Genomic DNA, 23,318 nt, shown 5'->3' on the forward strand with positions numbered 1-23,318 from the left:
TTAATTCATCAAGAAATCCGGGAGCAACAGCGATCGGAAGAACATTTCACCCGGCTGCCTCTATCCCTCCATCATTAGTTCAACTCATTACGACTAACTGATGTTAAGGTTTTTGCAAGTTTAATGCGTTAGAATTTCAAAAAGGCGGAATTTCGCGATATAGCGGCTATTATTTCCGTTGGAGCCAACTTCTCTCCGTTAGAACCAGCGCGCAAGCGCTCGGCATGCAGTTGGCGTTAATCCAATGCGCGGCGGTAGACCAAAATCTAGCGCACGGTAGACCAAAATCTGATTTCGGGGCCCGCTCAGGGTAAAAAGGCCCTTCTCTTCTTGACCGCTAATCTTCCCTAAACCGCATCGGGCGGCACCAGTACCTCGTCAGACAAACTGGATAACATCAAATTCCTGCATATCTGCATGTTTTTTCTTGTTCGGAACAAAAATTTGAAAATTCCTGCGATTCTGCAGGAATTTTTGACGAAACCGGCTCGTTTCTCTAAAATCACTAGAAATACCTGCAGATTTGCATCTTTTTCTAACATCCGCTCAGGAATCGGCCTGAATCCCTGCAGATTTGCATCTTTTTGGAGTTGGCCGGGTTGGAAGGTAGGGGTTAGGCACCTTGATCTTCGTCAACTAAATACGATTTGGCGACTCCTCATTTTCTCTTACTACGATGTCTGATGAGGCACCGGCGCCCCAAACCAAATGACCGTTATTGCGGCTTAGAACAGGGCATGGCGCACACGAAAAAAAGCCTGCATCTTTCGCAGGCTTTTTTCGTGTGGTGACGCTCTAATCCGTCCCGCCGTCACTTCTCAGTTCTCCACGGCCTTCAGTCTGAACATCGCGCTGGCGTAGTCGCCCTTCAGTCCGGGAAGGGGCAAGCCGATCCGCATCAGCCGGTCGCCGGGCAGCACATCCTCCGTGCTTTCGCCTTCGATCCGGTAATCGTAGTCCGGATGAAGACCCCGGAGCCGCAGCCTCCGCTCCGGAGCGTTGGGCTCGGCCAGCACCCGGAAATAGAAGGCCAGCGCTTCTTTGCGGTCGGCGGATACGAACATCCAGGCGGACTCGCCTCCCTCGAACGGGCTTAATAGCCGATAGAGATCGCCCTGTTGCACGAGGGAGCGGATCTCCTTATATACCCGGACCTGCTCCTTCACGATTTCCTTCTCTTCATCCGTAAACTGGGTCAGGTCCAGTTCATAGCCGAAGTTGCCGGACATCGCCACATCGCCGCGCATTTTCAGCGGGGTCATGCGCCCTACCTGATGGTTCGGCACCGCGGAAACATGGGCCCCGATCGAGCTGACCGGATAGATCAGGCTGGTGCCGTACTGAATCTTGAGCCGCTCGACCGCGTCGGTATTATCGCTGGTCCAGGTTTGCGGCATATAATACATCATGCCGGGATCGAACCGGCCGCCTCCGCTCGAGCAGTTCTCGAACAAGATATGCGGAAACTCGGACGTCAGCCGTTCAAGCAGTTCGTACAGCCCCAACACGTACCGGTGGGCGATCTCGGCCTGCTGCTCGGGCGGGCTCTGCACGGAACCGATTTCCGTCAAATAGCGGTTCATGTCCCATTTGATGTAGGAGACCGGCACCGTGCTGAAAATCCCGCTCAGCGTCTTATAGATATACTCCCGCACATCCGCGCGCGAATAATCCAGCACCAGCTGCCACCGCGCCTCCGTCCGGCGCCGGCCTTCGACGTGAAGACACCAATCCGGATGCTGGCGGTACAGTTCGCTGTCCGGGGAGATCATCTCCGGCTCCACCCATAATCCGAACTGCATGCCCAAAGCTTTGACCTGATCCGCGAGGTCGGTCAGGCCGCCGGGAAGCTTGCGCAAATCGGGCGTCCAGTCGCCGAGGGACGATCTGTCGTTATCCCGCTTGCCGAACCACCCGTCGTCGAGCACGAAGAGCTCGATGCCCAATTCGGCACCCGCCTTGGCGATCGATACGATCTTCTCCGTAGTGAAGTCGAAATAAGTGCCCTCCCAGTTGTTGACCAGAATCGGCCGTTCCCGGTCGCGATGCACCCCGCGGCTCAACCGGGTCCGGTACAAACGGTGATACGTTCTCGACATCGCTCCGAGCCCGGCCGGCGAATACACCATCACGGCTTCCGGCGTTTGAAAAGCTTCTCCCGGTTTCAAAACCCAGTGGAAATCAAACGGATTCAGCCCGATGGACAGCCTCGTGCTCCGGAAGGGATCCACTTCGGCCTGGGCCGCGAAGCTGCCGCTGTATACCAGGCTCATGCTATACACCTCGCCGTGCTCTTCCCCGGCTCCCGGCTCCGCCAGCGCGACGAACGGGTTCAACTGGTGCCCGCTGACCCCCCGTCTGCTTTCGATTACCGTTCCTCCGGGCCCGAGCGGGCGGCGCTCCAGGTGCCCTTCCCTGGCCCATGTACCGGCCAGATAGATCATGTCCAGGTCGGATCGCGGCAAATCGACGCTGGCGCTCAGCGCCCGCATCACCCCAAGCGGACCCGTGCCGGAATTGACCAGGCGCGCCGACCGGGTCACCGCGTCGGCGTGTTGGAATACGGTATAGTTCAAATACACCGTCAGGCCGCTGTATTCGTCCCTTAACTCCAACTCCAGCGTTTCGGCTTCTTCCTCGCTTTCCGCATAGACCGCGGGCAGCCCCTCAAGCTTCGGCTTGCCTCCGAAAATCCGGTGCCCCTGATATTTCAGCTCCGTAATCCGGGAACCGTCCTCGAGCCGGACTTGATACGCCGGATGGCGGAAATCCCCTGACCCGTACTGAGGGTACTCCTGCGGAAGCCGGTCCAGCGCAAGATTGCCGCTCAAATTAATGTAACTGCGGGGGCGGTCCGTCAGCCGCAATTTTTGTCCCCAATACGCATGGGCCGGATAACCGTTCACGATTTGCAGGATATAACTCATATTCTCCGATTGAAGATGGAAGATCTGTTCCGATTCATTATATTGGATCGCCATAGTAATCCCCTTTTCGACAAAATCATTAAAAAACCGCTATTCCTCCCATCATAAGGCGGAGATCCCAAAGTCGTAAATGGAACATCGCTACACAAATATGGCATAGTCATAGATTATCGTGAAAAATAACGGAAATCTGACGAATCTATATGGTATGGTACTAGATAGAACAGATCACAACGCAGTAAGGGGGAATCCTCATTGATCGAATATCTGGCGGTCCACCCGTCCTTTCTCGATCTGCACCTGACCCAATACGGAATGGAGCAGTGCACACCTCTTCATGACTTCGGGCCCGCCGTCCGGGACTATTATCTTTTGCACTTCGTCCTGGAAGGCAGAGGCAAGTTTGAAACCCGGGAGCACAGCTATCCCCTGGAACGAGGTCAGGCTTTTCTCATTTCTCCGGGGGAGGTAACTTACTACCAGGCCGACAGGGAGCACCCGTGGAAATATGGATGGATCGGGTTTCAGGGCATCCAGGCGGAAGCTTTTTTGCAGGAGGCCGGTCTCTCCGTGGAATCGCCCATTCTCCACCGGTTTGATCCTGAGCTTGTCGAGAAACGGATCTTTCAGATGCACCACGCCAAAAAGATGGAGAGCGGGCGCGATCTGAGACGGGCCTCGCTTCTGTATTCGCTGTTTTCCCACATGGCCGAAGCCAACCCCAAACCGGCCTCCGCATGGGGGAAGCATAACCGGCAGGACCTGTATGTGCAAAAGGTGATTGATTTTATCGAGATCAACTATGCCGACAAAATCAGGATCTCGCAAATCGCCGACTACGTCGGTCTCGACCGCAGCTATCTTTGCGCCGTGTTTAAAGCGCGGATGGGCACCAGTCTCCAGGAGCACCTGATCCGGTTCAGGATCAACAAGGCGTGCAGCCTGATGAACAACCCGCTGCTGACGATCGGCGATATCGCGAGGTCCGTCGGATACGAGGATCCGCTGCTTTTTTCCAAAATGTTCAAAAAAGAAAAAGGGCTCTCCCCCAGACAATACCGCTTTTCCCCAACGGATGCCTGAAGGGAGGCCCCTTCGTTTTTATTCAGATTAGGCTTGAACAGTTCTTTTGGCAACCAGCACCTCATAGGGGGCGAGCGCCCATGGCTGGCTTAGATCGGCTTCACGGCTCACGGCCTGCCAGTCCGAACCGAGCGGCAAAATGGCCGAGGAATCCGCATTATAGTTTTGTAAGAAGATATACTCCACTTTCTCATCAGACCGGGCGGCCGCATATACCCCATCGGGCAGCGTGATGTCGACCGGCCTGTACAGCCCGACCGATTCGGTCAGATCCAGATAAAAATCATCATAAAAACGCGCCTCGAAGTGGCTGGCGATATAATACGCCTGACCGCGGCCAAAAGTATTCCTCGTTACCGCCGGCCTTCCGGCATAGAAATCCTCGTCATACACCAGGAGCGTCTCCGCCCCTTCCAAATGAAGCAGGTCGCACAGCTTATTGCAGACGTAGGAGCCGCGCAGGGCTCCTGCGCCCTTCCCGAACGGTTGGACCACGCTGCCGCGGTTATGTTCGTGGTCGTACAGTCCGTCGATTTCCTCGCTAACCACGCCGGCCACGTCCGTCAACCGGTAAGGAGCATCCCCTTGGAAAACCAGGTCGTTCTCGTTCACGATCCCGCTCCAATAGGTCATGACGAGGACCCCGCCCCGTTCGACGAAAGAGCGCAGCTTCCGTTCAAAGTCCCCCCGGAGCATATAGATCATCGGAGCGATGAGCAGTTTATAGCCGTCGATGTCGCTCTCCATATCCACAAAGTCCGTCGTAATGCCCCGTTTGAGGAGGGCCCGGTAATGGGACTGAACTTCTTCGATATAGCCCATGTCTCGATTACGCGGTCCTTGCGAGTCTTCGATCGCCCATTTGTTTTCCCAATCGTACACGATAGCCGCTTCCGCCTTCGGTACGGTACCGGCTACCCCGGACAGGCTGCCGAGCAGTCGGCCCAAGTCCGCGACTTCTTCAAAAACTCTCGTGTCCGCACCGCCGTCATGAGATACGACCGCCCCGTGAAATTTCTCGCTGGAGCCGCGGCTTTTGCGCCACTGAAAATACTGGACCGAATTCGATCCATGAGCCACCGCCTGCAGGGAGGAGAGCTTATGCATCCCCGGCTTTTTCAGTTTCGAGACGCTCTGCCAATTGGTCATGCTGGGCGAGCTTTCCATCAACAGGAAAGGCGCTTTTTTGATCGATCGCATCAGATCGTGATTCATGGCGGTATCCACGGCAATCTCGATGTCCGGTTTCTTGTGCCAGGTCGGATAATTGTCCCAGGACACGATATCTACCGCATCCTTAAACTTGAAGTAGTTGAGTCCGTTGTAGTAGTACATGAAATTGGTCGTCGCCGGAAGTTCCGGGCGGTACGCCTTCACTGCGGAGATTTCATGCCGCATGAAATCCAGGGTTTGATCCGTCACAAACCTCCACCAATCCAGATTCATGCCGTGTATCGCATTTTCCCCGTGAGGAGCCGGCGACTCGATCTGCGACCAGTCGGTATACGTGTGGCTCCAGAACGTGGTCCACCATTGCTCGTTCAAGTTATCGAGCGTGCCGTACTTGCGCTCCAGCCACTGCCTGAAAGCCTCCTGGCATAAGTCGCAGTGACAGTCTCCGCCGTATTCATTGGAAATATGCCACAGCTTGACTGCCGGATGATGGCCGTAACGCTTGGCAAGCTCTCCATTGATCCGCTCGATCTTTTCCCGGTAAACGGGCGATGTATAGCAGTGGTTATGGCGCGCCCCGAACAAGTTGCGGCGGCGGTCCGCCGAGACCCGCAGCACCTCGGGATACTTCTGCGCCAGCCAGGCCGGCCGCGCGCCGGAAGGGGTGGCCAGGAATACGGAGATCCCGTTGGCGTGCAGGGAATCGAGGATCCCCTCCAGCCAATCCCACCGGTAGCTGCCTTCCTCGGGCTCCAGGGCGGCCCAGGAGAAGATCCCGACGGACATCACATTGCAGCCCGCTTTTTTCATATATTCGATGTCCTGCTCCAGAATCTCCGGATGTTTCAACCATTGTTCCGGATTATAATCGGCTCCATGCAAAAGCCGCTCGTTAAAATAAGCGCTCATCTTCATCCTCCGTTCCTTATTTGACCGAACCGAGCATCCCCTGGACGAACTGCTTCTGCAGCAGGAAGAAGATCGCGACCGTCGGAAGCGTCGTCACCACAATGGCCACCATAATGATCCCGTAGTCCGGATTATATGAGGAAGCCAGCGAAGAAACGATCAGCGGCAGCGTCTTTTTCTCCTGGGTTTGCAGCGCGATGAGCGGCCAGAGGAAATTGTTCCAGTTATTCATGAACGTGATGATGGCCGCCGCCGCGTAGGTCGGCTTCATCGTCGGCATGTAAACGCGCGTAAACAAACGCCACTCGTTCAGTCCGTCAACCCGTCCCGCCTGCAGCAGTTCGCGCGGAAACGACTTCGTATTTTGCATAAAGAAGAAAATCATAAACGCCGTAGTAATCGTCGGCAGAATGACGGCCGTCGGCGAGTTGAGCAGCCCCATCCGGCTGAACATGCGGAACAGCGGAATCATTACGGCCGCAAACGGCATCATCATGGAGAGCATCAGCAGACCGAACAACCGGTCCTTGCCCCGGGATCGGTAGATTTCAAAACCGTAGCCGGCCATGGAGCTAAGGATGAGCGTGAACAGCGTACCGACGACGGCGATGAGCGCCGAGTTCCAAAACGCCGTTCCCAGCGTGGTCATATCCAGCAATTTGGTAATATTGTCCGAGAGCATCGAACCGAAGCTGAATTTGCCTTTGACAATGTCGGAGGAACTGTTCGTCATGCCGATCAGCATCCAGAGAAACGGAAACAAAGAGATCGCGGACACGATCATTAAAAACAGGTGAACCCCCAGCGCGCTGGCTTTCTTCATTTCTTCTCCCCTCCTACCTTGAGCTGGAAGAACGCAAGCACGGCGACCATAATAACGATCGCGTAAGACACCGTAGCCGCATAGCCGAAGTTTGGCGTGTAGACGAACGACAGATTGTAAATGTATTGGGAAATCGTCATCGTCGCATTCCCGGGACCCCCGTTGGTGATATTGACGACCTCGTCAAACAGCTGCAGCGTCCCGTTCGTGGATATAATCGCCGTAAACAAAATGATCGGTTTAAGCATCGGAACCGTGATGGAGAAGAACTGTCTGGTCTTGGAAGCTCCGTCGATCGAAGCGGCTTCGTAAACGCTCGGATCGATATTTTGCATTGCGGATAAATAAAAGATCATATTATAGCCGGTCCAACGCCAGGTGATGGCGGCAATGATGACGACCCTCGCCCAAACGGGATCCATAAGCCAGGCGATCGGCCCGTCGATGAGATGGATCGACATCAGCATTTTGTTCAGAATGCCGTCCACGGCAAAAATGCTTTTGAACAAAACCGCATAGGAAACCAGCGAAGTTACGCAGGGCAGGAAGATCGCCGTCCGGTAAAACCCTTTAAAACGAAGCTTCGGCATATTCAGAAAATACGCGATCACCAGTCCCAGAAACAGCATGATCGGCACCTGGACGACCAGGTAGAGCAATGTGTTGAAGAGCGCCTGCTTGAACATCGGATCCGAGAACAGTCTCGCGTAATTGTTCAGTCCGATAAAGCTGGTGACATTTCCTTTGCCCGATTGAAACGATAAGATAAGAGACTGGATCATCGGATAAAAGCTGAACAAGACAATGATAGCGGAGGGCAGCAGTACAAACTGCCACCCCATAAAAGTTGATTTTGTCGATTTACTGCCCATAAGTCACCTGCACCTCGATTGGATTTATTGCACCTGCTGCTCAAACAATCTTTGGATGTTGAACAGGCTGTCTTTCAGGTCTGCTCCGTTCAATATGTTGGGCAGTTCGTTCTTCAAGGCGTCCTTGGCCTCCTGCGTATAGGTTCCCAGGCTGATTCCCGGCACCTGTTTCGACCACTCGGTGAAATCTTTATAAATCGCTTGTCCGCCGAAGAACTCTGATTCCTGGCCGTACGCCTCGCTGGAGAATGCGGGAATGTAAGAACCTACGCCGCCGTTCTCTTTCAGGAAGCGCTCGTAGAATTCACTGCTTCCGCCAATCGTTTTCGCCAGGAAGTCGATCGCCAAATCCTTGTTGGCCGAACCTTCAAGGACAAACCAGCTCGATCCGCCTTCATTGGACGCGTTAACCGCACCCTCGACATTCAGTCTTGGAATCGGAGCCACGCCCCATTTGCCGCTTTGATCCTTGGCATCCATAATCGAGGCTACCTGCCATACCCCGGACACGACCGTGGCGACGTCCCCCGAGTTAAAGCTGCCGACAAATTCGCTCCATCCGGTTACCGGCTTGGCGATCCCGGAATCGGAAATCGCTTTGTATACCCGGAGCGTCTCCGCCATAACCGGGTTGTCTACGAAATTCCCCTTGTTATCCGGGGTAATGTACCAGGAGCCCCCCGACTGCAGCAAAATGGAGGTCAGCGCTTCGTCGTTCGGGTTGATCGTGGACATGTATTTTCCCGTTTTTTCCTTAACCTCTTTCCCGATTTCGATGTAGCGATCCCAGGTGATGTTCTCCAAGTCTTCCGCTTTGAAGCCGGCCTGTTCCAAATAATCGGTACGGTAGAACATGCCGGTCACGCCGATATCGAACGGGACGCCATAAATTTTGTCGTCGATACGCAGCGCGTCCACTTTGTAGGGAGAAAACTGGCTGTAGTCCACTTTGTCCGTAAAATCGGCAAACGTGTTCGGATAAGCGGTTACATATTTTTGAATATTCGGATCGTTAACCAAAATAATATCCGGAAGCCCGTCCTTTACGCCTGCCGCCAAATTTGTATTCAGCTTCTGTTCCAGGTCAGTTTTGGCCATATCCACCACTTCCAGTTGGAAGTCGGGATGATCTTTTTTGTACAACTCCTCGGCGATTTTCAACGCCGCACCGTTAAAGGACGGATCCCAAGCCCAGGCAACCACTTTTTTGGAGCCGGATTTTCCTTCGCTCCCCTCCGCGCCTCCGGCGGTTTCCGACTTGGCGGACCCGCACGCCGCAAGCAGCGAAGCCGTCAGAGAGACGAGCAGTAGAACGGAAAGCCATTTTTTCAATGTGTACAACCCCTTTTGTTTGATTTGTGTAAGCGCTTCATGGATTTCGATATTCATTTTAGAAAAAGCGGGCCCCAAAGTATAATAATAATTAGCTTAATATTAGCAGGAATTTTGGATGTCTCCCGGCCGGTCTTACCCGGCTAGTAAAAATTATGGAGACTAGCAAATATTTTTGCAGATATTTTACTTGGCGGTCCTGCCATACCTTTCTATATTAAATTGATATATGATGAGGTAAAAGAAAAACCGCAGTGAGGTGTGAATATGGAACAGCGCTCCAAAAACTTCCGAGTGATGATTGTCGACGATGAAGCGATCCTGCGAACGGGACTGCTGCATCTATGCTCTTGGAGCGATCATGGAATCGAAATCGTCGCTCAGGCCTCAAATGGCCAGGAAGCGCTTCAACAGATCGAAACGGTTCGTCCGCATGTGGTCATTACGGATATCGTCATGCCGCTGATGGACGGCGTAGAATTTACGAAGGCGATGAAATTGCGCTACCCGGAGATCAAAATCATCGTATTGAGCAGTTACAGCGAATTCAGTTATGTCCGCGAGGTGTTTAAATACGGGGTGACCGACTATTTGCTGAAGCCCAAGGTTTCAGCGCCCGAGCTCATCTCTCTGATTCAAAGCTTGTGCAGCGATTTGGAGTGGAAGACGAAAGCTCCCGCTGCCGAAACCCTGGATATCTCGCTTGCTCTAGGTCAGTGGCTGGATCACGACACCCCCCGGGAGGAGATGGATGAGGAGCTGCTGCGCCGGCTAACCCGACATTTCCCATCGCGTTTTTATCGCATGGCCTTGGCGAATCTCAGCCTGCTGCTGAACCGAACCAAATGGACTCAGAGCCAAGTGGAGCAGGTCCTTCTCCAATATGCGGCGGAAGAATTAAGCGGTCTTCCCTACACCGTCGTATTTTTGAAGAACGAAGTACTGCTTCTTATTAATTTCAATTTACAGGAAGCCGGGGATGCGGTCGATTCGCTTGCCGCCTTTGCGCGGCGGATTCAAGCCTCGTTGAACTTTGTTTCCTTCCTTCAATCGGAAGCTTTCGAAGAAATCCGGCAAACCGCGGAGGAGCGGGAACGGTTGCTCCCGTGTCTGGGCAAACTGATCTATTTTCCCGACAGCGCCATCATTCCGGAAACCCGGATCATAAATCATAACGACGACAGCGCCTCCTTCGACCAGACCCCGTTTCTGACCGCGCTGCGCATGCTTGCCATGGATGAATCCATCCGCCAATTGAAAGCGCTTCTATCAGGAATTTCGTCGGCCCAATCCTTTAACGAATACAGCCTGAAACTCCTGTGCCAAAACTTGGTTTATAACGCGCTCACCACGCTGGAACAGATGAAACAACCCGTGATGGAGCTGGGCGCTTCCAAGCTGAAGCTATTTAAGCAGATCGATCTGGCTTTCGGCATCCGCGAACTGGAGGAGGTGCTGCTTCAATTTCTGCAAGCGCTTAAAGGTGCAATCCGGGCCACGGATCTGTCGCAAACCGCGATACTGCAAAAAATTTACGATTACGTTAACGAGAATTTCGAAAAGGACATTTCCCTGACGGAAATGGCGAACGCGCTCCATCTGAATTACAGTTACTTGTCCTCGTACTTCAAACAGCGCACCGGGGAGAACCTGACCTCGTACATCAACCGGGTACGCACCGAGAAGGCCAAGGAGCTTCTGCTGAACCAGGAATTGTCGATTTCCGAAGTGAGCCGGTTAACCGGTTTTTCGGAGCATAATTACTTCTCCAAGGTGTTTAAAAAAATGACGGGGATGACCCCGGCGGAGTATCGAAACCATATCTTCCAGTAAAGACAGGTGGCTTTTCCATGCTGAGAAAAAACAGCATATTCATCAAAATGTTGATTCTGATGCTCTCCGGCATTTTGGTCATCTCCTTGCTCCTTATGCTCGCCTCTTCCACCATTTCGGAACGCATTTTATTAAAGCAGGTTGTAAGGAGCGCTTCGGCCAATATGAACCTGGTCAAAGACGATTTGCTCAGTTATAACGATCAAGTCGCGGGCACCATGCTGCAGATCGGCAGCAGCAGCGAGTTCAAAAATTATATTACCAAGCCGGCCGACACGCCTTTGCAGCAAATCAACCTGGTCATTTCGCTCGGCAGGTATATCGACCTGTACAAGGACTATTTGAGTCCGGAAAAATCGCATATCATCGTCTCCGGGCTGCCGGGCGAAGGAGGACGGCATTACTCCAGCAATGCGCTTAAATGGGACAAGATCCCGCAGGATATCGTCACCAAATATATGACCGTCGACGGGAAGATTCCGAACCGCATCCTGTATCACAGCAGTCCGGATCTGTTCGTGGAATCCGTTCCTTACGACAATTTTATATTCGCCACCAAGCCGCTCGTCGACAGCGGCACAGGCTGGATGTACGGGTATGCGGCGGTGGTCATGGATGAATTGAATATTTTTCGCAAATACAGTCCTTATGTATCCGAAGGCATTCATATTTCCCTGATTTCGGCGGACGGGACCATCCTCTCCAGCAGCGAAAGGAGCATGATCAGCAAAAAGGACGACTCGCTTCTCGCCATAGCGCTGGAGACCGCCAAGCAGAAAGACGGAGTCCGGGCGGAATCCCGTCAGAAGCAAACCTATATTTCCTATTATCTGCCGGAGTTCAACGCTTATTTGCTGGAGGAAATCAACCAGCTCAAGGCCTTTGCGCCGTTATATAACATCTCGTGGGAGATTTCGAAAGTCGTGAGCATCGTGCTGGCTCTCACCCTGATTTTTGTTTATTTCATGAGCCGGCGGATTACCCGTCCGCTGAACAACTTGGTTAAAACGATGCAGACCAACAAGGGGGATAATCTCAAGCTGCACCCGCTGCAAGAGGACGGAAGCTATGAAACCAACGTGCTGACCAAAGCGTATAACCGGATGATCAAGGAGATCGACCGATACACCGAAAAACTGCTCTACGAGCAGCAGGAACGCCGGAAGGCCGATTTGAACGCGCTGCAGATGCAGATCAATCCTCACTTTTTGTACAATACTTTAAGTTCGATCAAATACTTGGCCAAAATGCAGCGTTCGGATCAGGTGGACCAGACGATCAACAGCCTCATCTCCATGCTTCAAAGTACGATCGGCTCCACGGAGGATATGGTTACCGTCGAAACCGAAATCGAGACGCTGAAGCATTATGTGTATATTAATCAGATCAGATACGGCGACCAGATCCGGGTCCATTACGAAGTCGCCGAGGACTGCCGCAGGCTGCTCGTTCCGAAGCTGGTGATTCAGCCGTTCGTGGAAAACGCCTTCTTCCATGCCTTTCCCGGTTCCTCCAGCGGAACGATCCATATTTATATCCGCAGACAGGAGGAGGATCTGATGATCGAAGTCATGGATAACGGGGTCGGCATGTCCGCGGTTCCGGCACAGATCCGCGACCGCAAGAAGCACAGATTATCGGGAATCGGCGTGTCCAACGTCCACAGCCGGATTCGGCTGTTATTCGGTTCCCGTTACGGAATCCGCATCCACAGTGAGGAAGGGTACGGAACGGCCGTGATGATCACCCTTCCGGCGATAGATCAAACGGATGCCGCGGAGGAACGGGCGGAAACCGGGTAAAAAACAAGGCTGCCCCTGCGGGCAGCCTTGTTTGGACTTTCCTATTAACTTTCGTCTTACTTCCACCACGTATCGAACGGCGTTACCGGAAGCTCGCGCTTATGCTGGGTTACCCGGTAACGCTTCTCGATGTTCTCTTTCGCCTTGGGCTCTACCTCGTTCCCCGTCAGGTACTGATCGAGAATTTCATATGTCATGCCCAGCTCGGCTTCATCGGCTTGCTGCGGCTTGTGGTCGAGGAGATCGGCGGTCGGCGTCTTTAAATACAACCGTTCTGGAGCGCCCAGCTCCTTGAGAAGCTCGCGGCCCTGGGTTTTCGTCAATCCCGATAACGGCAAGACGTCGGCCCCGCCGTCCCCGAATTTCGTAAAGAAGCCGGTGACCGCCTCCGCCGCATGATCCGTGCCGATGACGAGGCAGCCCTTGGCCCCGGCGATGGCGTACTGTGCGATCATACGCATGCGCGCTTTCACGTTGCCCTTGTTGAAATCCGACAGCGTCTCGCCAACGGATTGCTCGAACTGCTCGGCGGCGGCTTGAACCGGCTCCTCAATGTTATACACCAGGGAATGGTCCGGCCGGATAAACTCCAGCGCCGCTTGAGCGTCGGCTTCATCCTTCTGCACCCCGTACGGCAGCCGAACGGCGTAGAAAGCGGCCTCCCGTCCTTCGGCGCGCAGTTCCTCGGCCGCCAGTTGGGCCAGCCGTCCCGCCAGCGTGGAGTCCTGCCCGCCGCTGATCCCCAGCACAAAGCCTTTGGCGCCGGCATTTTTGCAATAGGCCTTCAAGAAGTCGACGCGAATGCGGATTTCTTCCTGCGGATCGACCCCCGGCTTCACTTTTAACGTCTCGATAATTTGCTGCTGCGCGTTCATCTGATTTTCCCCTTCCTATTGGTATAATCGATGCTCTCTTATATAACTGTAACAGCTTTCAGGGACGAGGTAGCGCGGCTCCCCGCCCCGCCTCAGCTCATCCCGGATATAGCTGGAGCTGATCTCCATCGCCAGGCCCTTGTCGATCAAATGAAAAGTCTGTCCATCGTCGGCATTGCGGAGAATGGGCGAACGGCTGATGGCCGACAGCATGTTGATGCCGTCCCTGGCCATGACGATGAACCTGTTCTCGGCGATCAGTTCCTCGGACTTCTTCCATTTCCCTTCTCCGATGTCCAGCAGCAGGTCGGCTCCCATGATAAAGTACACCTCATCCTCCGGATACGCGGCCTTGAAATGCTGGAGCGTCAGATAGGTCGCGATTTCCCAGCCGGCCTGCTTCATCTCGTAGTCGTCGGCCACGAACTTCCCGTTTCCGGCGATCGCCAGCAAAATCATGTTCCACCGGTGTTCGTCACTAATGTGCATCGTCTTGTCGGGCCGCTTATTCGAACAGGGCAGAAAAATCACTTTATCCAGCCTGCAGCGGTGGGCGACGGTGCTTGCGGTCCAAAGATGGACGTTCGTGATCGGATCGAAGGAAGACCCGTAAATTCCGATTTTCCCCATGGCTGCCACCTCCTCAGGATTCGATCCGCTCGTTGACTTTTTGCCTGATTTCCTCAATCAGCCTCATCTTATTGTCCCAGCAAGCCTGGCTCAAATCGACCGGATATTCCGCCGGATTGAGCAGCCGCTTGTATTCCTCCCACAGCACGTTCAAATTGTCCGCATGGAACTCGCGGATCTCCCGAAGCGTTGGAAGCTCGTAAACCAGCTCCCCGTCCCGGAAAATCAAATGATGCAGTTCCCTCGCTTCGAAATTGGTCACAAATTTGGCGATATGGGTGTGTACCGGATGGAACATCTTGATCCGCTCTTCTTGAGCGGGGTTTTCATGCTCCAGGACGATATAATCGCCTTCCGACTTTCCGCTGCCCTTGTTGATGATGCGGAATACTTTCTTTCGGCCCGGGGTGGTGATCTTCTCCGGATTGGAGCTGATTTTGATCGTATCGGTCATTTGCCCGTGCTCATCCTCGATCGCAATCAGTTTATAAACGGCGCCCAAGGCCGGCTGGTCATAGGCGGTAATCAGCTTGGTTCCGATCCCCCACACATCGATTCTGGCCCCTTGAGCTTTCAAGTTCATAATCGTCAGCTCATCCAGATCGTTCGAAGCGTATATCTTCGCCTCGGTGAAGCCCGCCTCATCCAGCATTTTGCGCGCTTCTTTGGACAAATAAGCCAAGTCGCCGCTGTCCAGCCGGATGCCGAGGAAATTAATGCGGTCGCCGAACTCCTTGGCCACCCGGATCGCCGTCGGGACCCCCGACTTCAGCGTGTCATAAGTATCGACGAGGAAAACGCAATTCCGGTGGGTTTCGGCATACTTGCTGAACGCCGTGTACTCGTCGCGGTAAGCCTGTACCATGGCATGGGCGTGCGTCCCCGCCGTAGGAATGCCGAACAGCTTGCCCGCCCTTACGTTCGAGGTCGCGTCAAACCCGGCTAAATAGGCCGCCCGCGTCCCCCAAATGGCGGCATCCATCTCCTGCGCCCGCCGGGTCCCGAACTCCATGCTCACCTCGTTCCCGATCAACTGCTTGATCCGGGAGGCTTTCGTCGCGATAAGCGTCTGGAAATTCACAATGTTCAGCAGGGCGGTTTCGATTAGCTGCGCTTCCGCCAAAGGGGCTTCAATCCGCAGGATCGGCTCGTTGGCAAACACCAGCTCGCCCTCTTTCATCGAACGAACCGTCCCCGTAAACGTCAATTCGGCCAAATACGCCAGGTAATCCTCGCTGTAGCCTTCTTCTCTTAAATAAGCCAAATCGTTGTCCGTGAAGCGGAAATCGCTAAGATAGCGGACCACCCGCTCCAATCCCGCAAACACGGCATAGCCGTTCTGGAAGGGGATCTTGCGGAAGTACACTTCAAACACCGCTTTTCGCTTATGCATGTTATCCTTCCAGTACACGTGCGCCATATTGATTTGATATTTATCCGTATGCAGCGCGAGACCGTCGTCCGGGTAGCTCATTCTCGTGTTCCTCCTAGGTAAGTAGAGTGGTTGTTGTATGAACAAGTTAAATCACCGATGCGCCGAGCGAGCCTTTAAAATGCCTCAAGGCCCAGGCATGGCCCTCCTGGTCGAAGCTGGCCACGGCCTTTTCATGAACCACGATCGAGAATCCCCGGTTATAGGCATCCACCGCCGTATGCAGTACGCAGATATCCGTGCAGACGCCCACCAAATGAAGCTCCGTGATCCCTCGCGCGCGAAGTTTCAATTCGAGGTCCGTTCCCGCAAACGCGCTGTATCTCGTTTTATCCATCCAGTACACCTGCTCCGCATCGCGATGCGTCTGATACAGCGACTCCAGCGCACCGTACAGGCGGCGTCCCTCCGTTCCTTCGATATTATGAGGGGGAAACAACTTCGTTTCCGGGTGAAAAGCGTCTCCCTCCTTATGGAGGTCGATCGCAAAGACGACGAACTCGCCCTTTTGCAAAAACTCGCGGGTGATCTCCACGATCGCTCCCTCAATCGCCTGCCCCGGCGTACCGCAGGTTAGAGCGCCGCCCTCCGCCACAAAATCGTTCGTATAATCGATGTTGATCAAAGCCCGTCTGGGTTCGTTCATCCTTCATCCCTGCTTTCTTGTATGATAAAGTGAATGATTGACTTTCACGTCCACGAAGCGGTAAAGCTGCGTCGGCTTTTTGGAGGTTCGCGTCGTCTTTTTTCCGCTGATCTCCTGGATAAAAGGAAGCGTCTTGATCTTTCTCGCAAATGCGGCATCCAGCGCAATCGCCGAATCGTCCGTCACCGTCAGCAGCACGGCCTGAAGCTCGGAATAGGTGAACTCTTCGGGCAAGAAGGCCTTGGCGGCCGTCGTCTCCAGCAGCTTCTGCCGGATCACCGCGATCGCGTCCTCAATAATCCGGGCGTGATCGAAGGCAAGGTCCAGGTTCAATACCTCTTTTACGGAAAAAAGCTCCACCTCGCTGGCGTCGTCATTGGCCTGCCGGCCGGACAATTGATACTCGGGGACAATCGCGTAGTGCGCGTTGGAAATAATCCATCCCCGCGGATCCCGCCCCGGCGTATCGTAGACGCCGAAATGCTCGAGATGGATGTTCTCCACCCCGGTCTCTTCCTTCAACTCCCGCGCCGCCGACTGGAAGGCGGTTTCCGTGTGGGCTACAAAGCCCCCGGGCAGCGCCCATTTGCCCGCCTCGATGTTCGGTCGCCCTTCGCTGTCGGTCATACTGCGCTTGATCAGCATGATGTGCAGGTCCATGACCGGCGGCTTAAACATGTCCGCTTTCGTCGACAGGATGGTAAACACCGCGATATCCGCCGTATATCCATCGGGGGTGACGTACTTTTTCACGTCATACTGCTGCATAGCCTGCTCGTTCGACATGGTGAAAGCTCACTCCTTTCGTCAGCTTTTAACAATTAACGATTTGTTAATTGTATTATATGCACTTTTTCTCCCTCTGTCAACCACCATTTGGAAAATCAGGCGAACTCCCGGAAAGACAGCGTCTCCGCAGAAAAAAAATGTGCCAAAATCGACCCTTTAGCCCGTTTCTCCTCTAAAGTTATACCGTAATAGCTTCCGATATATGGAGTAATCCTGATTTATTTTCTATTAATGACGGGTCCCTAATTCACCGTGAAAAGAGGTGTTCCCCACTACAATTTTACTTCCAAGAATCTACACCATCTAAAAAGGGAGAGAGCACCATCTTATGAGCAGAAGCGCCAAACAGATCATTACATCCGTTCTCGCTACGTCCCTCCTGTTTTTTTCGGGAGCGACAGGTTCGGCTTATGCCGGTGACCCGCAGTCAGGAACAGAGCAAGAAATTATCGTCGTCTACAAAAATGACGCAGGCAAAGACGCCGTTTACGAGGAAAGCGTCGAAGTCAATCACGAGTTCGACACGATCCCGGCCGTATCGGCAACGGTAACGCCTGCCGATCTAAAAGAACTTGTCAACGATCCTAATATAGCCCTCATTGAGCGGAATATTACGTTTCGGACGACGGATGCCGATTTTAAAGCCGCCTCCGATCCGATCCCGCTCGAGCAATCGGAATGGAGTTTTCAAGCGGTACGGCCTACGACGATGTGGAATCAAGGATATACCGGCACCGGGGTTAAGGTGGCGGTGATCGACTCCGGCATCCTCACCACCCATCCGGAGCTCACGGTCGCCGGCGGCATTTCCACCGTCGATTACACCAATGATTATACCGACGATAACGGCCACGGTACCCATGTCGCCGGCATTATCGCAGCGAAGAGCAACGGTAGCGCTCGGGTAGGCATCGCACCGGACGTCCAACTCTACGCGGTAAAAGCGATGGATCAAACCGGAAACGGGACCTTGCAGGACGTCCTGGAGGGCATGGATTGGGCGATCCAGAACGATATGGATATCGTCAATGTCTCGCTCGGAACCGATACGGATTCCACCATTTTGCACAATATGATGGATCAGGCCTACAACGCGGGCATTCTCATCGTCGGATCGGCAGGCAACAGCCAGGTCGACGATTATGGGGTACCGGTCCCTCTCACGACACATACCGTAAACTACCCGGCCAAATACAGCTCCGTCATCGCTGTTGCGGCGACAGACCGATACGACCAAAGGGGCGATTTCTCTTCGGTCGGGGAAGAGGTTGAGGTGGCTGCCCCCGGCGTCGAAGTCCTGTCCACTTATGTGAAGTCTGACGGTACGCCCGGCTATGCCCTATCGAACGGCACATCCCAGGCCGCCCCGCATGTCTCGGGAATGCTGGCCCTGCTGAAGCAGGCGCATCCGACTATGTCCAACGTACAGCTTCGCGAGGAATTAAAGAAATACGCCGTCGATTTGGGCTCCCCCGGCCGGGATATCGAATTCGGCTTCGGCGCCTTAACCTTTGCCGAGGATAGCACGCCCCCGGCCGATGTGACGAACCTGCAAGTGACGAACAAAACCGCCGACAGCCTGTCTTTTTCGTGGACAAACCCGGTTGATAGCGATTTTCTGACCAACCGCTTTTATATCAATAACGTTAAAGTCTCCGAGGTTCCCGGCACTTCTTATCAGGCCACGGGCTTGACGCCGGAAACAAGCTATCAAATCAGCGTTAATTCCGTCGATCGCAGAGGCAACGAGGCCTCCGGTCAAACCCTGACCGAGTCGACCCTGCCGCTGCCGGACACCACACCGCCCGCCGAAGTTACGGGTTTGAAGGTCGATGAAGTGACGGACACCTCCGTTCAGTTGAGCTGGACGAATCCGCTTGATCCGGATTTCGCCAAACTCGGCTTGTACGTGAATGGCCAGAGCGTTAACGAAACGGCAATTCCATCTTATCGATTTGAAGGACTCATGCCGGATACGGATTATAATCTCACGGTCAAAACGATAGACAGCAGCAACAACCGCTCCCAAGGAGTAACCATTCCGGTAAGAACGCTGCAGGCGGTCGCTCCGCCAATCGATCCGGGGAACCCTGGCGATCCATCTACCGATCCGGGCAACCCAAGCGATCCGTCTACCAATCCGGGGAATCCTAGCGATCCGTCTACCGATCCTGGAACGGACCCGAGCGGACCTGTCGTAACTCCGGACCCAACACCGCCAGTCGACTCCATCGCACCGGGAGAAGTCATGTGGGGAGCCATCGAGATCATGCCGAACTCCATCCGCATTCAGTGGATAAACCCTGCGGACGGCGATTTTGCCAAGGCGAAAATCTATATCAACGGCCTGTTTGCCGGGGAAACTTCCGGTTCAGGCTACGAGCTGACGGGACTGCTTGCCGATACCGAATACACGATTGTCGTTAAAACCGAGGATCACACAGGCAATCTGTCTCAAGGCGCGAGCCGGACGGTACGTACCGGACCGGCCTCCGTTCCGACACCGCCGGTTACGCCGCCGGCGCCAAGCACGCCTTCCCAGCCGGATGTCATCGTGATTCCGGCCAACCCGACGCCGGCGCCTTCCGGTGGCAGCGCCCAAATCGGCGGTAGTGGCGGCGGCGGTGGTGACGGTGGTGGCGGCTCTGCTCCGAGCAGCCCGGCACTTCCGGTCAAACCGGCGGAAAAGGCGGAATCTCCGGTAGAGAGAGCCGCAGCCACCCTGGAAAAAGCCAAGACGTCTCTGACCCTGGTGGACTTTATCGATACCAAGCTGGCGGTCGAGGCCCTGACGGATACAGAGAAACGGCGGGAGTTCCGGGAGAAATTGAATGAGCTTAAGCAGGAACTGCAAATTCGCGATCTCCCGGCCAAAAAGGGAATCAAGCCTACCGTTCCGATCGGTATCAGCCTGCAGGTCGCCATGAAAAACACGAACTTCAAGTACATCGACCTCTCTTCCGTCAAACCGGGAGAAAACGTCTTTGTCATCAACAGCAAGGGCGAAATCGTGAAGGATGCCGAGATCTATATCCTGTGGAACCGGATCTTCGTGAAGCCGGGCACCGGCCAATTTGCCGGCAAGGAGACCTACAGCCTCCTGATCGACAAGACGGTTAAGGGGAAAGCGAGCCTTCTGACAGAGGTCTCCAGCCCGCTCCGGCAGCCTTTGATTTTGGAATTTACGACCCGCTGATCGGACTAGAGGGAGCCGGCAGGCCCGGCTCCGCTATTTTCATCCTAATGGACATGCATGATTCAACAGAATAGGGGATTTATACGATGAAAATGAAAAGCAAATTTATAAAGGCGTTAACCGCCTCAACCCTCCTGCTCGGCTTGCTGGGAGCTTCGCTCCCGTCCGGCGCCCAAGCCGCAAGCACCGCTTTTACCGATGTCCGCCAAGGTTCATGGTATGAAGCTACCGTACAGTGGGGCCTGACGCATAACATGATCAAAGGTTACCAGGACGGAACCTTTCAGCCGAACAAACTTGTGACCGAAGCCGAGTTTTTGGCGATGCTGTTGCGCGCTTTTGAAGGGGACGCGGTTTCGAGTCCGGCGAGTTACTGGGCCGATGCCTACTATAATCGGGCGCACGAATTGAATTACCCCGTAACCGGGAGCAAGAACGCTGCCGCCAGAAATCAGCCGCTGCTGCGCAAACAAGCGGCCGAGCTGCTGACCTCCGCCGAGGGCGTCCACTTTAACGGAGATGACGCCATTTCCTACCTGCTGGCCTTCGGCCTCGCTCAGGGTAAAAAACCGGACGACCTCAGCGTAAAGGGCTTCGACGGGGCCGGGAAACTCACCCGGGCCGAAGCGCTGCAGTTCATCAAGAATTTGAGCGAATACGGTGTCGGCGGCTTGCTGGAGCGACCGGCGGAACCAAGCGATCCGCGGGACATCCCGCAGATTTGACGCCAACCGGCACGACGGAAAGGACAGGCAAGAGTTATCTTGTGCCTGTCCTTTTTTTGTTCAACTGCGCTATACGGCGTCCTCTTCCAACTACACCAGTCCCCCATCAGACAACCTGGATAACATCGAATTCCTGCAAATCTGCAGGAATTTTTCGTGTTCGGAACCCAAAATTTGAAAATGCCTGCAAATCTGCAGGCATTTTCGACGAAACCGGCTCGTTTCTTTAAAATCGCTAAAAATACCTGCAGATTTGCATCTTTTTGGAGTTGGCAGGGTTGGAAGGTTGGAAGAACGCTCGGCACCTCGACAGCCGTGAGTCTAAAAGACTTCTCTCCTTAGACATGCATGAGAGCATTCCATTCCGTTTACCCTATAGTGATAATTTGAAAAAAGAGAGGTGGAGCATCATGGGTTTCCGATTTCCGGATGGATTTTTGTGGGGAGGCGCGGTTGCGGCCAATCAATGCGAAGGAGCCTATAACGAAGACGGTAAGGGGTTATCCACGCAAGATGTGGCTCCAAAGGGGGTCAAAGGCCCCATCACCGAATCGCCTACCGAAGATAACTTGAAGCTGGTGGGCATCGACTTTTATCACCGCTATAAGGAAGATATCCAACTTTTTGCCGAAATGGGCTTTAAAGTGTTCCGGACCTCCATCGCCTGGTCGAGAATTTTTCCGCATGGGGACGACCTCGAACCGAATGAACAAGGCCTTAAATTTTACGACGATCTGTTCGACGAATGCCTCAAACACGGAATGGAGCCGCTCGTAACCCTCTCCCACTATGAAACCCCACTGCATTTGTCGAAGCGGTACAATGGTTGGGTGAACCGGAAACTGATCGGCTTTTATGAACGTTACGCAAGAACCGTGTTTGACCGTTACAAAAGCAAAGTCAAGTACTGGCTGACCTTTAATGAGATCAACTCTATTTTGGAAGAACCGTTCTTGAGCGGGGGCATCTATACCCCGAAACGGGAGTTGAGCAAGCAGGACCTGTATCAAGCCGTTCATCACGAGCTTGTCGCCAGCGCGCTGGCCGTCAAAATCGGACACGAAATGATGCCAGACGCAAAAATCGGCTGCATGGTGCTGAGTATGCCGACTTACCCGCTGACCCCGAACCCCGATGACGTCATCGCGGCCATGGAGTTCGAGCATAAAAATTACTTCTTTGCCGACGTCCAGGCCAGAGGCCGTTATCCCGGGTACATGAAACGCTATTTTCGCGAGAACGGAATATCCATTCAAATGGGACCCGACGACGAGGAGATTTTAAAGCATACGGTGGACTTTATTTCCTTCAGCTACTATGTCAGCACCTGCGGAACGGCGGATCCGGAGCTTCGCAAAAACTCGGAAGGCAACCTGCTGGGCGGCGTCACCAATCCCTACTTGCAGGCAAGCGAATGGGGCTGGCAAATCGATCCCCAAGGGCTTCGCTATGTGCTGAACATGTTCTACGACCGCTATCAGAAGCCGCTGTTCATCGTGGAGAACGGATTGGGAGCCAAGGACGAACTCATCAAGGACGCGGACGGGGTCCCGACGGTGGAGGACGATTACCGGATTCAATATTTGAACGACCACCTGGTCCAGGTGGGTGAAGCGCTGGAGGACGGCATCGAGATCATGGGCTATACCGCTTGGGGCTGCATCGATTTGGTCAGCGCTTCGACCGCGGAAATGAGCAAACGGTACGGATTCATCTATGTCGACCGGAATGATGACGGGACCGGAACCCTGAACCGTTACCGCAAAAAATCCTTCCATTGGTACAAAGAAGTGATCTCCACCAACGGGCAGAGTTTAGTTCATTTTGAACGGAAACAGAATAGGTAATTATGTAAAACATGGACGCTTACCAGGACAAGCCCTCCCGGCATAAGCGTCTTTTGTTTTGTTTAGAGAGCAGCCTTCTCTTCTGTAGTAAGAGTAAGCCCCTTGTAAGCCCGCAATGCTTCTCTAGTATCGTAAAACTTTCCGCTCTTCGATCTTCCCTGTAGATTGCTTGTAAACATAATAGATCATCCGATCCAGCTCCATCAGACAGAGTCCCCGTTCTTCCATAACCGAGTATGTATTTGAACCCAAATCGCAATTGAGTCGCACTCCATCAAAATAAATCCGTTCGACGGGGGTATGACCATGCACCACAGGTTTGTTCCGGGTTAAAGTAAAGAGGGCCTCTTTAGGGAGACTATAAAAATTCGTTTCCGACATCCATAAAATGTCCCTGTTTTGCTTGTTTATTGGCTCATAAGGA

16 protein-coding genes are annotated in these 23,318 nt (G+C 53.8%); 6 read left to right on the forward strand and 10 right to left on the reverse strand.

From position 1 onward, the window contains the following. Nucleotides 1–818: 818 nt before the first annotated feature. A complete protein-coding gene (locus LBW89_RS25665) occupies nt 819–2,981 on the reverse strand; it encodes an alpha-galactosidase (protein ID WP_225040797.1) in 2,163 nt (720 codons plus the stop codon). A 201-nt stretch (nt 2,982–3,182) separates the two neighbouring features. On the opposite strand from LBW89_RS25665, the gene LBW89_RS25670 reads away from it, so the two are divergent. Then, nucleotides 3,183–4,010, forward strand: a complete 828-nt coding sequence (locus LBW89_RS25670) for an AraC family transcriptional regulator (protein ID WP_225040798.1) — start codon at nt 3,183–3,185, stop codon at nt 4,008–4,010. A 27-nt stretch (nt 4,011–4,037) separates the two neighbouring features. Here LBW89_RS25670 and LBW89_RS25675 read toward each other — a convergent pair whose 3' ends face one another. The 4 genes from LBW89_RS25675 to LBW89_RS25690 are packed head-to-tail and all read right to left on the reverse strand — an operon-like array spanning nt 4,038 to nt 9,119. After that, entirely contained in the window at nt 4,038–6,092 is a 2,055-nt protein-coding gene (locus LBW89_RS25675; protein WP_412067030.1) for a beta-galactosidase, read from the reverse strand. Nucleotides 6,093–6,108: 16 nt separating this feature from the next. Further along, nucleotides 6,109–6,915 (reverse strand): carbohydrate ABC transporter permease, encoded by an 807-nt coding sequence (locus LBW89_RS25680; RefSeq protein WP_213506712.1) that lies wholly within the window; start codon nt 6,913–6,915, stop codon nt 6,109–6,111. Beyond that, nucleotides 6,912–7,787 (reverse strand): carbohydrate ABC transporter permease, encoded by an 876-nt coding sequence (locus LBW89_RS25685; RefSeq protein ID WP_148451083.1) that lies wholly within the window; start codon nt 7,785–7,787, stop codon nt 6,912–6,914. The genes LBW89_RS25680 and LBW89_RS25685 overlap by 4 nt, the downstream gene beginning before the upstream one ends. Before the next feature lie 24 nt (nt 7,788–7,811). Beyond that, nucleotides 7,812–9,119, reverse strand: coding sequence for an ABC transporter substrate-binding protein (locus LBW89_RS25690; RefSeq protein ID WP_148451084.1), 1,308 nt, complete (start codon nt 9,117–9,119; stop codon nt 7,812–7,814). Nucleotides 9,120–9,386: 267 nt separating this feature from the next. Between LBW89_RS25690 and LBW89_RS25695 the strand changes: the two genes are divergently transcribed. Both LBW89_RS25695 and LBW89_RS25700 read left to right on the forward strand, forming a co-directional pair. After that, on the forward strand, nt 9,387–10,952 hold the full coding sequence (locus tag LBW89_RS25695; protein ID WP_225040800.1) for a response regulator transcription factor: 1,566 nt from the start codon (nt 9,387–9,389) through the stop codon (nt 10,950–10,952). 17 nt (nt 10,953–10,969) lie between these two features. Continuing rightward, complete coding sequence (locus tag LBW89_RS25700) at nt 10,970–12,754, forward strand: sensor histidine kinase (protein WP_225040801.1); 1,785 nt, start codon at nt 10,970–10,972, stop codon at nt 12,752–12,754. A 56-nt stretch (nt 12,755–12,810) separates the two neighbouring features. Here LBW89_RS25700 and nadE read toward each other — a convergent pair whose 3' ends face one another. From nadE to LBW89_RS25725, 5 genes are read right to left on the reverse strand one after another with little or no spacing between them, the layout of a single operon-like run. Then, entirely contained in the window at nt 12,811–13,629 is an 819-nt protein-coding gene (gene nadE, locus LBW89_RS25705) for an ammonia-dependent NAD(+) synthetase (RefSeq protein WP_225040802.1), read from the reverse strand. A 15-nt stretch (nt 13,630–13,644) separates the two neighbouring features. Continuing rightward, nucleotides 13,645–14,259 (reverse strand): nicotinate (nicotinamide) nucleotide adenylyltransferase, encoded by a 615-nt coding sequence (nadD, locus tag LBW89_RS25710; protein ID WP_225040803.1) that lies wholly within the window; start codon nt 14,257–14,259, stop codon nt 13,645–13,647. A gap of 13 nt (nt 14,260–14,272) precedes the next feature. After that, nucleotides 14,273–15,733: a nicotinate phosphoribosyltransferase gene (locus LBW89_RS25715; RefSeq protein WP_148451089.1), complete on the reverse strand. Its 1,461-nt coding sequence runs from the start codon at nt 15,731–15,733 to the stop codon at nt 14,273–14,275. A gap of 46 nt (nt 15,734–15,779) precedes the next feature. Beyond that, on the reverse strand, nt 15,780–16,337 hold the full coding sequence (locus LBW89_RS25720) for a cysteine hydrolase family protein (RefSeq protein ID WP_148451090.1): 558 nt from the start codon (nt 16,335–16,337) through the stop codon (nt 15,780–15,782). A gap of 3 nt (nt 16,338–16,340) precedes the next feature. Then, nucleotides 16,341–17,123, reverse strand: coding sequence for an NUDIX hydrolase (locus tag LBW89_RS25725; protein ID WP_148451091.1), 783 nt, complete (start codon nt 17,121–17,123; stop codon nt 16,341–16,343). A 331-nt stretch (nt 17,124–17,454) separates the two neighbouring features. On the opposite strand from LBW89_RS25725, the gene LBW89_RS25730 reads away from it, so the two are divergent. The 3 genes from LBW89_RS25730 (at nt 17,455) to LBW89_RS25740 (ending at nt 22,894) form a co-directional block, all read left to right on the forward strand. Further along, nucleotides 17,455–20,322 carry a S8 family serine peptidase gene (locus LBW89_RS25730; RefSeq protein ID WP_148451092.1) on the forward strand — a complete coding sequence of 956 codons (2,868 nt, stop codon included), beginning with the start codon at nt 17,455–17,457 and terminating at the stop codon, nt 20,320–20,322. An 86-nt stretch (nt 20,323–20,408) separates the two neighbouring features. After that, nucleotides 20,409–21,047 (forward strand): S-layer homology domain-containing protein, encoded by a 639-nt coding sequence (locus LBW89_RS25735; RefSeq protein WP_148451093.1) that lies wholly within the window; start codon nt 20,409–20,411, stop codon nt 21,045–21,047. A gap of 410 nt (nt 21,048–21,457) precedes the next feature. After that, nucleotides 21,458–22,894: a glycoside hydrolase family 1 protein gene (locus tag LBW89_RS25740; RefSeq protein ID WP_148451094.1), complete on the forward strand. Its 1,437-nt coding sequence runs from the start codon at nt 21,458–21,460 to the stop codon at nt 22,892–22,894. Nucleotides 22,895–23,318: the final 424 nt, after the last annotated feature.

Origin of the sequence: Paenibacillus sp. alder61 (assembly GCF_020179875.1) — a bacterium.
GTDB classification, from domain to species: Bacteria; Bacillota; Bacilli; order Paenibacillales; family Paenibacillaceae; genus Fontibacillus; species Fontibacillus faecis.